This window comes from Hymenobacter lutimineralis (assembly GCF_008271285.1).
In the GTDB taxonomy this organism is placed as follows: Bacteria; Bacteroidota; Bacteroidia; order Cytophagales; family Hymenobacteraceae; genus Hymenobacter; species Hymenobacter lutimineralis.
This window is the reverse complement of record NZ_VTHL01000005.1, coordinates 78,614-91,296: the sequence shown is the minus strand read 5'-3', so window position 1 is coordinate 91,296 and position 12,683 is coordinate 78,614. Positions and strand designations below refer to the sequence as shown.

The window sequence follows — 12,683 nt, the reverse complement described above, 5'->3', positions numbered from 1 at the left end:
CACAACATCAAACACTCCACTCTCAGACATTCAACCCTCAATAATATGAACTCCCAAACCGCAACTCCGCAAACGCCCGAACCGATGCAGTCGGCCCTCTTCAACCGCCAGCCCAACGACAAGCCCTACCTGATTTCGGGGCCGTGCTCGGCCGAAACCGAGGAGCAGGTACTCGAAACCTGCCAGCGCCTGGCCGCCACCGGCAAGGTGCAAGCGTTGCGCGCCGGTATCTGGAAGCCCCGCACCAAGCCCGGCGGCTTCGAAGGCGTAGGCACCAAGGGCCTGCCTTGGCTTAAAAAGGCCAGTGAGCTAACGGGCCTGCCAGTGGCGGTGGAAGTAGCCACGGCCAAGCACGTGGAGGACTGCCTCGCCTTCGGGGTAGACATCATGTGGGTGGGTGCCCGCACCACCGGTAACCCGTTTTCGGTGCAGGAAATTGCCAACGTGCTGCGCGGGGTGCAGGTGCCCGTGCTGGTGAAAAACCCGATTCACCCCGAGCTGGAGCTGTGGGTGGGCGCCGTGGAGCGCCTCCAGAAAGCCGGCCTGGAGCAGGTAGGCCTCATTCACCGGGGCTTCTCGAGCTACGGCAACACCGACTTCCGCAATGCGCCGATGTGGCACCTGCCCATCGAAATGAAGCGCCGCTTCCCCGATATGCCCTTGCTCTGCGACCCCAGCCACATCTGCGGCCGCCGCGACACGCTGTTCGGCGTAGCCCAGCAGGCCCTAAACCTGGGCTTTGATGGCAACATGATTGAAAGCCACATCGACCCCGACAATGCCTGGAGCGACGCCAAGCAGCAGATTACGCCCGAGGTGCTGGGCCAGCTGATTGAAGACCTGGTGTGGCGCCACGAAACCACCGACCAGCGCGAGTTCCTGACGGCGCTGGCCGGCTTCCGGGAGCAAATCAACCAGCTCGATGCCGAGATTATTCAGCTGCTGGGCCGCCGCATGGGCATTGCCGAGAAGATCGGGCAGTACAAAAAGGAAAACGACATCACCATTCTGCAAACCAACCGCTGGAACGAAGTGCTAGAGCGCAGCCTGCGCCAGGGCGCCTCGGTGGGCCTGACGCCGGAGTTTGTAGAGCAGTATCTGGCCGCCGTACACCTGGAGTCTATTACCCACCAGAACAAGGTAATGGGCTAAGATTTTAGGTGTCTAGCATTAGTTGACAGTTGTTTGTCAGCTGTTATGCTGAGCAACGCGAAGGACCTTTTTACGTCAGAACGACCTCGTATTAACGACAGTCGCGCGGGCGTGAGAAGGTCCTTCGCGTTGCTCAGGATGACAACAACTCGGAATGCAAAACCATCACCCGGAAACCAGAAACTAGAAACTACCTTGCATCATGCTCTTCTATACCGTGATGAAGCCCCTGGTGCAGGTGGCGCTTCGTGTCTTTTTCCGTCAGCTGGAAGTTCGCAACCCCAAGCGGCTGCAGATGCCCGGGCCGCTGCTGATTGTGGGCAACCACCCCAATACGCTGATGGACCCGCTGGTAGTGGCCATCAACCGCCGCGACCCTATTGCCTTTCTGGCCAAGAGCACGTTTTTTCAGAACCCCATCGTGAAAGCCATTATGGAATCGGGCAACTCTATCCCGATTTACCGGCGGCAAGATGTGGAAACCGGGGCCGAGAAGCTCACGCCCGAGCAGCTGGCTGCCCAGAACGAAGCCATCTTCGGGCGCTGCTACGACTACTTCGACCGGCGTGGCACCATCATGATTTTTCCGGAGGGCAGCAGTATTCAGGAGCGGCGCCTGCGGCCCCTTAAAACCGGGGCCGCCCGCATTGCCCTGGGCGCCGAAGCCCGCCGCGGCTTTCAGCTGGGCCTGCAGATTCTACCCGTTGGCATCAACTACTTCGACCCGCAACGCTTTCGCTCCGATGCGTTTCTGAACGTGGGGCCGCCCATTCAGGTGGCGGATTATGCCGCTCAGTACCAGCAAGACCCCGAAGCCGCCGCCGATGCGCTGACGGAGGAAATCCGCCAGCGCATGGAAGTGCGCCTGGTGATTACGCGCGACGCGGCCGAGGATGAGCTCAGCCAGCAGGTGGAGCGCACGTTTGGCTCCCACCTCAACCCCGACGACGACCCCAATACCCTCTACGACAATTTCCAGCTGAGCCGCACCGTGCAGCAGGGCATCCTGTACTTCGAGCAGCACGACCCTACCCGCCTGGCCGAGGTGCGCGGGCAGCTCTCAGCCTACCTCCAAGAGCTGCGCCAGCTGGGCCTGACGGATGAGGCCCTGGACGCGAGTCGGCAGCGGACCGGCAACCGGCTGTCGAGGGCGGCGGAAGCCACGCTGCGGCTGGTGCTGGGCTTCCCGCTTTACCTCTACGGGGCCATCAATAACTACCTGCCCTACAAGCTGCCCTCGATGGTAGCGCGTCGGGCCACCAAGGATGCCGAGTTTGTGGCGCCCATTATGTTGGTGACGGGCATGCTCACCTTCAGCCTGGGCTACGTGTTGCAGACCATGCTGGTGCACCATTTCACCCAGGACTGGCGCTGGACGACGCTTTACGCCCTAAGCCTGGCCCCCACTGGCTTTTATGCGCTGAGCTACTGGAACAACTTGGCGGCGCGGTTGCGCCGGCTGCGGGCGTTGCGGCTGCTGCAAAAGCAGCGTCCCCGCATGGAGCAGCTGCACCAGCGGCGCAGCCGCATTCTGCAGCTCCTGAATGAAGCCCGTGAAGCCTATTTGACCGCGCGTAAAGCCAAGCGGGCCTGATCGGTAATCCTTAAAAGTCGAGCTTGAGGCCGAGGCTAAGCACTAGGACATCCGCGGGGGAAAGGCCGCTGCGGTTTTGCGCGTAGCTGATCAGGTATAGGTCGTTGCTGCTAAGCTCATAGTAAGCAGAAAGCAGGCGGGAGCGGCCGGAGGGCGTTTCCGGGAGCCGGTAGCCAATGCGGCTGCCCAGCAAGGGCCCTACCCGCGTGTCGGTGGAAAACCAGTAGTAGCCTTTGGTGTACTGCCCGGCCTCCTCGTCGTTGATGGTGCCGTGGGTGTAGCTGAAGTACGCGCCCACCATCAGGGGGCGCACCTGCCACTTTTCGCCCACCGGCAGCACCCAGGGCGAGTAAAGGAACTTGGCCGAGGCCAGGGAAAGGGTGGACCCGGCGTACTTCTTCGGGACGTAGCCCACCAGAATATCCAGGTCGGCGTGGTCGCGCCAGAACGTGTAGCCGGCTCCGGCGGCCACCATGCCCAGGCCACCGCCGGTTTGCAGCACCAGATGGCGCGGGCGGTACCAAGCAGTAGGGGGGGCCGAGGCAGCCTTCCCGGCCAGAGTATCCGGAGCCGCTTGCAGTACCTCAGTATCCGGGGCGCCGGGAGCAGCCAGCGCCGGAAGGGGCATGGCCGCCAGGGCGGCCAAAAATAGACGCTGTATCATTAGAACTGCACGCGTTTAAGCCGAAATTCCTTGTCCCCCCATACCGTCATTACCACATATTCCCGCTCTTCGAACGCGGCGGAGTTGACGTAGGTAACGCCATCATTGAAGGGCTGGCCGATGCTGAAAGAATGGCGGTGGCCGTTCATCTCGAACACCAGGCGCGGGGCTTCCCGCAGCGCCTGAACGTAGCCGTCGCGCAAGGCGGGGTCGAAATCCCCATCCTGGGGCGGCACGTGGGACACAATGATCTGGCGGCGGGTAGAGTTGTCGGCCAGCTGCTGCTGCACCCAGGGCAGGTCCGGCACGAGGCCGTTGAAGTTGTACTCGCGGCCGTTCGTGTCGGTCATGATGAACCGGGTGTCGGCGTACGTAAAGGCGTAGTTGAGGGGGCCAAAGATGTGCTGGTAGGCTTCCCGGCCGTTGCCCACCTGGTCGTGGTTGCCGATGACGGTGAGATACGGCACGTTGAGCTTGCGCAGGTGGTCGTCTACCCAGCGCATTTCGCGGCCCAGCCCAAAGTCCGAAATATCCCCCGCCACCACCATAAACTGGATGCCGGGCTGCTGGTTCACGCTCTTCACCAGGTCTTCGGCATCGTCGTAGAAGCGTTGGGAGTCGCCGGTGAACACGAAGCGCAGCGTATCCTCGGTGGGTGGCTGCTGCTGCAGGCGGGCCAGGTTTTTGGCCGTGAGGTCTTGCTGGTCGCCGGGGGAGCGGTAGTCGTTGGGACTGAATTCCAATAGGTCGGAGCAGCCGGTGAGCAGCAGCCCCAGGGCAGCCGGAACAAGCGGCCGCAAAAAAGGTAAAGAGAGGGGCATAGCCACAGCACAAAAATCACAAAACCGCAGCCTCCCGGGAGGCCACAGACGCGGTATATACCGGTCGGCGGATGTAATAGTTGGGTTTTGTAGCTCAGCCGTAGTGCGTCATCGGCGGCGCGTTTCCGAAAAAAAGCCGCAGATGAAGATCTTAGCGCCTATCTGGGAAGGAAAAGAAAAAAGGCGTTTCCGAGTCGTGGGCGGTACTCGCCGACGCGTGGGAAAGCCTGGTCTGGTTACTCGTCCAGGTATTGATGCACAAACTTGATGGCCATGCTGCCCTCGCCCACGGCCGAGGCTACGCGGGCCATAGCGCCGGCGCGGCTGTCGCCGGCCGCGAAGATGCCGGGAATGCAGGTTTCCAGGGCGTAGGGTTCCCGCTGGCGCTTCCAGCTGCTAGCGTAGCGCGGGTCCTGCACCAGGTCGCGGCCGGTGAGCACGTAGCCCCGCCCATCGCAAATCACCTGTTCGCACACCCACTCGGTGCTGGGTCGGGCCCCAATGAACACGAAGAGGGCCCGCGCGGGCCGCGCCTCTTCCTCTCCGTTCCGGCTGATTACTACGGTTTCGAGGTGGTCCTGGCCCCGCACGGCGGCTACCTGGGTGTGCGGCAAAATCTCAATATTGGGGGTGCGCCCGATCTGCTCAATCAGGTAGGCCGACATGCTGGCCGCCAGGGACTCGCCCCGGATGAGGATGTACACGCGCCGGGCATACGTAGCCAGGTACATGGCCGCCTGCCCGGCCGAGTTGCCCCCACCCACGATGTACACGTCCTGCTCCTGGCAGGAGCGGGCCTCGGTGCGGGCCGCGCCATAGTACACCCCGGCCCCGGTCAGCTGGTCGATGCCGGGGACTTCCAGAGTACGGTAGCTCACGCCCGTGGTCAGCACCACCGCCCGGGTGCGCACCTCGTTGCCATTGCTGAGGGTCAGTACTTTATAGCCGTCCTTCACGCAGAGGTTGGTTACTTCTTGCGGGGCCAGAAACTCGGCCCCCAGCCGCACCGCCTGCGCCCAGGCGCGGTGGGCCAGCTCGGTGCCGCTCAGGCCCGTCGGGAAACCCAGGTAATTTTCGATGCGTGAGGAAGTGCCCGCCTGTCCACCCGGCGACTCCCGCTCGATAATGAGCGTCTTCAGGCCTTCGGAGGCGCCATATACGGCTGCGGCCAGCCCGGACGGCCCGGCCCCAATCACCACTACATCGTACAGCTCCTGGGTGGCGGCAATGGCCAAGCCCATCTTTTCGGCTACGGCGGCGCGCTCGGGCCGGGCCAGGGCGGTGCCGTCTTCAAACACCACTACGGGTAGGTCGGCGGTGGTGAGGCCTACGCGGGCCAGCAGAGCCGCGGCCTCGGGCTGGGCCTCGAAGTCGAGCCACTGAAACGCCACCATGTAGCCCGCCAGGAAGTCCTTGAGTGCGTGGGAAAGCGGCGACCATTGAAACCCGATCAGGCGGATGCCCTGAAACCGGGGCTGGTGCGTGGCCTGCCAAGCGCTTAGCAAATCGTGCAGGGTAGGGTAGAGCAGCTGCTGGGGCGGGTCCCAGGGCTTCATGAGGTAGTAGTCGAGGCGGGCGTGGTTGATGGCGCGGATAGCAGCCTCCGTGTCGGCGTAGGCCGTGAGCAGCACCCGCCGCGCCTGGGGAAACAAAGCCCGCACCTGCTCCAGCAGCTCCACGCCTTCCATCTCGGGCATGCGCTGATCGGCCACTACCAGGGCCAGGGACTCGTTGCGAACCTGCAGCTCGCGCAGGGTGGCCAGGGCTTCGGCCCCGGAGTTGGCCCGCAGCACCCGGTAGTCGCGCCGAAACTCCTGGCGCAAATCCCGGTCGATGGCGGCCAGCACTTGGAGGTCATCATCAACGGCCAGGATAACGGGTTTCTTTTCCATGAGTTAAAGTGATAAGGCAACGGGGAGTTGAGGTGACAGGTAGTCAGGAGGCATTGACCAGATTAGTGTGCTCGGCATATGCGCACCAGACCAGGAGAAGGAGGATTTTGCATACAATAGTAAGGCTGATTGGGCTGTTAGCCCTACTTCCCAGAGGACTTTGCCCTATTATACCGCAGTAGCTCTGTGAGCTTGATTTTGTACAAAAAGTAAGGTCAATGGGCCAGGGTAAAATATGCCGGTTTTTAGAAGGCTTCACCGAAAGCACACCGAACACACTCCGAACTGTCCTTGCATTCGCTCAAAAGTCACCACCTGAGAAAATTACAATCTGCCAGCATGCCTTAGCTCAGCACCGGCAGCCAAGCGCAAAACTCGGTTTGGCCGGGCTGGGAGCGGAGCTCAAGCCGGCCGCCGTGGTCCCGGATAATGCGCTGGGCAATGTCGAGCCCCAACCCCGTGCCTTCGCCGGCCTGCTTGGTGGTGAAGAACGGTTCAAAGATATGCGGCAATACCTCAGGCGGAATGCCGGGGCCATTATCGATGATGTATACCTGTACAAAGCTGCCCTGCTGCCAGGTGCGCACCTCCAGGCGCCCGCCTAGGGGCAGCACGTCCAGGGCGTTGTCGAGCAGGTTGGTCCACACTTGGTTGAGGGAGCTCACCTGCCCCCGGATAGGGGGAAGCTGGGGCGCAAAGTCGCGCACCAGTTGAATCTGCCGCTCGCGCAGGCGGTAGCTCAGGATGTTGAGGGTGCTTTCGAGGCCAGCCTGTACGCTGAGGGAGGCATACTCCGCGCCCCGGTCCATGTGGGAGTAGGTTTTCACGTTGCTCACCAGCGTGCTGATGCGCCCGGAGGCCTCTTGCACGTCGCGCAGCAGGCAGCGCGAGGTCAGCTGGCTTTCCAGCCAGGCCAGGGCTGCGGGCCGGGCCTCGGGAGGCAAGGAGGCTGCCAGCGGCTCCAGCTCTTCGCGGGTGCGGCCCGCTTCCAGCAGGGAGGCGGCCAGCCGGTAGCCGTCGGGCACGCCCTGGGTTTCCAGCCAATCGGCCAGCAGGTCTTCCTCATCGGCGCACTCCAGGGCCGTAAAGCCTCCCCGGTTTTCAGTGCCGGCGGGCTCGGCCAACGCTACGAGGGCCGCCAGGGCTTCCGGCGAAGGGCAGTGCTGCACCAAGGCAGTCAGCAGGGCCGGCTGCTGCTGCACCCGGTCGGTGAGGGCCTGAGCTGCCCGCCCGATGGCCGCGGTAGGATTGTTAAGCTCGTGGGCCAGCCCGGCTGAGAGCTTGCCCAGGGCGCGCAGCTTCTCGTCGCGCTCCTGGGCGCGGGCCTCGTCGCGGGCCCGGTCGCTCATGGCACTTACCAGACGCTGCACCAACTCGGGGCTCACCTGCTCCAGCTCCGGGAACAAGTTACGGTGCAGCACAAACAGCACCGTGGGTCCAGTGGCTACGCCGTACCCGCTGATGGTGCGCAGGCGGGAGTAGGGCAGTACGCCGCTGATCTGGCCGGCTTCCAGCCGAAACCCCGGCTCCCGCTGCCCATTTACCATCCGAAAAAACTGCAGGCCCCCTGCCAGAATGGCCATCATGTACTCCGCTGGCTCGCCGGGCCGGGTAATTTCTTGCTGGTCGGCAAACGTGCGCCGCTCACCGTGGGCGAGCAGCCAGTCGTACGTGGCAGGGGGCAGATCTGCCAGCAGGGGCAGGCGGGCGAGGTCGGCGGGCGTAAGGGGAGCAGGCATAGCACGCACAGCAGGAGTAGGCCGTGTGGCTACAACTACCGAACTACGAAGCAAGTTTGCAAGCCCGGGAGCAGCTTACTCGCGCTCCAGCTTCAGGGTGCGCCGGCCACTGGGCGTTTGCACCGTCAGCACGTAAAGGCCCTTGGGCAGGTTGTCGAGCTCGGCCAGCGTAACATCGTGGGCCCCGGAGGGTAAAGTCCGCTGCCGGCGCACTACTTCCCGGCCCACGGCATCGTGCAGTACAAACGTAGCTGGTCCGCCGACCGTGCCGGCCACGCGCACCACCAGGCTGGAGCCGAAGGGGTTGGGGTAAGCCTGCACGCTGTAGGCCGCCGGCACGCTGTAGGCTACCGGACGCACTTCCGAAAGGTGGACGCTTCCGTCCTCATCTACCTGCCGAAGGCGGTAATACACTACGGGAGCCCCATAGCGGCTGAGGTTAGCATCGGTGAAGGCGTACTCGTGGCGCTGAGTAGTAGTGCCGGCTCCGCGCACTGTACCAATAGCGCGGAAGCTTAGCCCGTCGGTGCCGGCTTCTACCTCAAACCGATTATTGCGCAGCTCGGAGGCGGTAGCCCAGCGCAGCACCGCCGCCGGGCCGCGGCGCTCGGCCGTAAAGCTCAGAAGGCTAACGGGCAGCGGATTGGCCGTGTTGGAGATGGTGAGGTAGCCGAGGCTCTGGCCCGTAGCGGGAGCAGTAAACGTAAGACTGCGCACCAGCGTGGTGGCATCCTGGGTGGCTGGGGCACTGCTGCCAGCGGGTACCCACGCGGTGGGGCCGCTGGCACTGTACCAGCCCTGAGCGTTGCTGAAATCGGCCAGGCCGTTGTCGTCGTCGGGTAGCCACTGCAGGGTGATGGCCAGGGGCCCGGCTGGCTGAGTGGCAGTGACCACGTTCCAGATCCGGTCGATGCCCTGGAGGCTGGTGTTGGCCGCGTTTACGCCGTAACTCAACCCTGCCGTTTGCAGGCCGGCCGTGCGCGTCACCACCACTATGCCCAGCGAGGTGCGGTCTAGGATAAGGCCATTGCCGAAGTCCTGCAGGCCAGAGCCGTTGTTGTCCACCACGCTCAGGTTGCCCTGCACGTAGCGGCCCACGGCCTCGCCCGAAAGGGTAGCCCCATCGGCTAGCGTAATGGCCGAGGTGGCGCTGGTGCGTACCATGCCTTGCGTCAGCAGCAGCTGCCCGCCAACGGTGAGGTTGGTGGGCACGCTCAGGATATTGCTGCCGGCCGCGCCCGTGTTGCTCACGGTGAGGTTATCGACGGTGGCCGTGCCGGGGGTGAAGGTTTGGTTGGCCGCGCCGGCAAACACCAGGGTACCCGGCGAGGTAAGGGCCCCGGTATTTGTCAGGTCGCCGGTCACGTGCACCGTGCCCGCGTTGGTGAGGGTGCTGGCTGTCTGGTTGTCGAGGCTGCCACTTACGTACAGCGTTGCCCCGGCCCCCACCGTTAGCTGGGCACCGGCATTGGTAAGCGTTTGTGCAGCGACTGTGCCAGCAAGCAGCAGTAGCAGTGAAAGAGAGGAAACGTGTTTCATACAACGGCGCGCTACGAATAATCGAAGATAAGAATACTAATGACTTAGCGTGGGTTGCTTGGCATCAGCCTGCGGGCTCAGCAGGCTTTCCAAGGCCCGCAGGCGGCTTTCCAGCGCGGCCGTACTTGCCTGGGCCTGGGCGTGCAGATGGCGGTTGGCGGCTTCCAGACGCAGGTTGGCCGCTTTCAATGCCTCTACCTCTCGGATCAGGGCCTGAATAGCAATCAGGTTTACCCCGTCGAAGTCGGCCTGGTTGATGCTGGTGGGGTTGCCCACGCGACCTACGCCGTCGTGGCCGAAGGCGGCGTAGAAGTCCTGAGCCATGGGGCCGTAGTGGCGCATGGTGTCGGTACTCTGGCCTTTGTAGTTCCAGGAGCCCAGGCGCATCCGGCTGATCTTTTGCAGAAACGCGGCCCCGTCGGCCAGCCGGACATGCTCCTTGCGGGTAGAGTCCGATACCGTTTCCCAGGCATTGCCCCCGGCAGCCACTTTCACACCGGTAGTCAGGCCGGTGTTGGTGTAGAGAAAATAGCCGTTGACAAAGCGGGCGTTAAAGGTGTTAGTGGTCGTAGCAGTCAGGTAATTGTACGTTGTAAGGCCCGTATTGGCATCGTATACAGCGCCTGTTACGCTGTTGTCAGCGAATACGAACGAGCCCCGGCGGGCACCGGTATGGGCGTAGTAGCCTAAAGCCACGGATGTGTAACCCGTGGCTACATTTCCCTCCCCTATAGCCACCGAAGAGGTTTGGGCAGCGGAGCTGCCGTTTCCGAGGGCAACACCGTAGTCGCCTGAGGCGCGGTTGTTATAGCCTATAGCCACTGAATAGAGGCCAATATTGGCCCCGTCCCACTGAGTACCATTGACATACCCAGCTCGGAAGGCGGCTTTAGCCGGGTACCACAGCAGGCGGGCGCCGCTGCCTTCCTGGGGCGGATCGGCAGCGGTGTTGCCCACAAAGTTGCCAGTGGCCAATAAACCATGGTTACTGTGTACTTCGAGCCCGGCGTAGGACGTATTGTTATAGCTGTCGAGGGTGCGCAGAGTGCCCACGCCAACCTGGCCGTCTGAGTACACCCGCAGCCCGGAAGTACCTACAGCATCGGTGGTGCTATTCTGCCCAACGAGCACCTTATCAGCCAGATTCAGGTTCTGGGTAGCGGTGTGGTTGCCTAGGTTGTCGCCGGTGGTCTGGGTGGTATTGGGCAGCAGGCTCCAGCTGGAACCGCCGTAGAGGTAGAGCCCAGGCGTTTCGTCGGTCTGATAAATCAGCAGGCCCGGTGCCGGGTTCTGAATAGCGGTGCGTTGGGTCTGCGTCAGACGGGGCAGCAACAGGCCTTTGGTCGTGGTGCTCAGCTCCAGCAGAGCCGAGGCATCCGGTGTGGTGGTGCCGATGCCGACGGAGCCGGCAGTTTGAGCCCGGGCGGCGGTGCCTAGGGTTAGCAGTCCGGCTAAGGAGAGGGTAAGCAAGCGCATAGGCAGCAGAAGCGGAGTTATAAGAAAGGGTAGGGTAAGCGCCTTTAAAAGCAGGGCCTTAGCGACTGAGTACAATCCAATCGGTGCCGTCGCTCTGCACGGTCAGGCGGGTATAGGACTGCAGGCTGCTCACCGTAACCGACGCGGTGCCGGGGTTACCAGGGGTGGTGTAGTCGGTCACAAAGGCGTCGTCCTTTACCGTGCCGCTGGTGCTCACCGTGAGCGGCAGCACGGCGCTTAGCGCGTTGATGATAGTGTACACGCGGCCCACGCAGGTGCCGGGCTGTGGCAGCTGTACGCCGGTGCAGCTGGTGCTAGTACGGCGCAGGGTGCGGTGGGCGCCGGTCAGCGCAAACACCCCGCTGATGGTGCCCGTCGTGACGATAGACTTGGCTTCGGAGCCCGCTACGTGCAGGGTGCTGGTGGGGGTGACGCCCACGCCCACCGCCCCGCCGCCGGGGTTGAGGCTGAGTGCGCCGGCCGAGTTTTCAACCACGGTGGTGCTACCGCCAGCCGTGGCGGGGCGTACGGTCAGGTTAGAACCAAAATGTTCGAGCTTAAGGGAGTTAGCGGCGGAGTTGCTACCGCTCAGCCGCACCTGCAACCCGTTTTCGCTGGCACTGCCAGCCGCCACGGTCAGGCGCGAGTTCGAGGGGGAGGAGCTGATGCCTATTCCCAGCTGCCCATTGGTGAAAGCCAGGAAGTTATTACCCTGATCGACGGTGGTAGCTTGGCTCAGGGTACCGCCCAGCTGCACCTGCGTGCCGCTCAACGTTAGGCCGTTACCGGCCGTGGTGATTTCGGCCGTATTGCTGGGCAGCTCCACGGAGCCGCCGCCCGTCAGGCTCAGGGTCTGGCCGCTCAGGCTCAGCTGCTGGGCATCGGCGGGCACGGCCGTGCTGCCCAGGTTGCCGCTGGCGTCGGCGGTGACCATGCGCGTGTCCGTGCCGGCCAAGGCCTCAATGCGGGCATCGCCGGCCACGTGAAACATGGCCTGTGGGCTAACGGTACCCAGACCCATGCGGCCGTCGGAGCGAAAAATAGCCCGCACGGCCGAATTTCCCGCGTCCCGGATCAGCAAATGCCCAGCTCCTTCACTGTTAAAGATACCGCTCGAAATAAGGTCCCACTCCCGCCCAGTGTTGTTCGTGATTTGCAGCGACGTGCCGGCTGGATTGTAGCTGAAAAATGACGCTGCCGTGGTGCCTACGGCCTGCAGGGTGAGCGGGGAAACCCCTGTTCGATTGTAGACCTCAATGCGTGAGGCATTGGTGCCATATAGCAGGTTGCCGTTCAGGTTGAGGGTGGAAGTAGCCGTGTGGTTGCCCAGGTTGTCGGCTACGTTGGTTTTATCAGGCAGGTATAGCCACTTGCCCGTGCCGGTACTACCCGCTGCGCCGGTGGCGTACCAGAAGCCTACGGAGTCGGTGGCTACGGTGGCCGTGCCGGTCTGAAAAACCATCAGCCCCTGGGGTGGGTTGAGAAGGGCCCGGCGCTGGGCCTGGGTCAGGCGCGGAATCAGCAGGCCCTTGTCGTTGGCCGGCGCGGTAATTTCCAGGGCGGCCTTGCTGCTGGGGGCAGTAGTACCGATGCCTACTTGGGCCCAGGCCGCCCCGCTGGCAAGGCCAAGCGCGGCCAGGAGCAGAAAGAAACGGGACGGGCAAACAGAAAAAGCAGATAAACGTGCAGTCATATCGGGCGTAAAAGCAGAATAAAGGGCCTTGATTAAGCCCGTAAAGCTACTTTTGCCTTGAGCGCAGCCCTAGTAAATTTCTGCCAATTTGCTTTTGCGCCAGGCTTGTTTGT

General features: G+C 62.9%; 9 protein-coding genes. 2 read left to right on the top strand and 7 right to left on the bottom strand.

Annotated elements, in window-relative coordinates; genetic code table 11:
- The first annotated feature begins 45 nt into the window (after positions 1 to 45).
- Complete coding sequence (locus FY528_RS06870) at positions 46 to 1,152, top strand: chorismate mutase (RefSeq protein ID WP_262383934.1); 1,107 nt, start codon at positions 46 to 48, stop codon at positions 1,150 to 1,152.
- Between the two features lie 202 nt (positions 1,153 to 1,354).
- Entirely contained in the window at positions 1,355 to 2,746 is a 1,392-nt protein-coding gene (locus FY528_RS06865) for a lysophospholipid acyltransferase family protein (protein WP_149070256.1), read from the top strand.
- Positions 2,747 to 2,756: 10 nt separating this feature from the next.
- On the opposite strand, the gene FY528_RS06860 is transcribed toward FY528_RS06865, so the two are convergent.
- The 7 genes from FY528_RS06860 to FY528_RS06830 all read right to left on the bottom strand — a co-directional run bounded on the left by FY528_RS06860 (position 2,757) and on the right by FY528_RS06830 (position 12,570).
- Positions 2,757 to 3,410 carry a hypothetical protein gene (locus FY528_RS06860; protein ID WP_149070255.1) on the bottom strand — a complete coding sequence of 218 codons (654 nt, stop codon included), beginning with the start codon at positions 3,408 to 3,410 and terminating at the stop codon, positions 2,757 to 2,759.
- Complete coding sequence (locus tag FY528_RS06855) at positions 3,410 to 4,231, bottom strand: metallophosphoesterase family protein (RefSeq protein ID WP_149070254.1); 822 nt, start codon at positions 4,229 to 4,231, stop codon at positions 3,410 to 3,412. Before FY528_RS06855 ends, FY528_RS06860 begins: the two co-directional genes overlap by 1 nt.
- A 236-nt stretch (positions 4,232 to 4,467) precedes the next feature.
- On the bottom strand, positions 4,468 to 6,123 hold the full coding sequence (locus FY528_RS06850) for an FAD-dependent oxidoreductase (protein ID WP_149070253.1): 1,656 nt from the start codon (positions 6,121 to 6,123) through the stop codon (positions 4,468 to 4,470).
- Between the two features lie 344 nt (positions 6,124 to 6,467).
- Positions 6,468 to 7,862, bottom strand: coding sequence for a sensor histidine kinase (locus tag FY528_RS06845; RefSeq protein ID WP_149070252.1), 1,395 nt, complete (start codon positions 7,860 to 7,862; stop codon positions 6,468 to 6,470).
- A 75-nt stretch (positions 7,863 to 7,937) separates the two neighbouring features.
- Positions 7,938 to 9,401: a T9SS type A sorting domain-containing protein gene (locus FY528_RS06840; RefSeq protein WP_149070251.1), complete on the bottom strand. Its 1,464-nt coding sequence runs from the start codon at positions 9,399 to 9,401 to the stop codon at positions 7,938 to 7,940.
- Positions 9,402 to 9,437: 36 nt separating this feature from the next.
- Positions 9,438 to 10,877: a phage tail-like protein gene (locus FY528_RS06835; protein WP_149070250.1), complete on the bottom strand. Its 1,440-nt coding sequence runs from the start codon at positions 10,875 to 10,877 to the stop codon at positions 9,438 to 9,440.
- A gap of 58 nt (positions 10,878 to 10,935) precedes the next feature.
- Entirely contained in the window at positions 10,936 to 12,570 is a 1,635-nt protein-coding gene (locus FY528_RS06830) for a phage tail-like protein (protein WP_149070249.1), read from the bottom strand.
- Between the last annotated feature and the right edge of the window lie 113 nt (positions 12,571 to 12,683).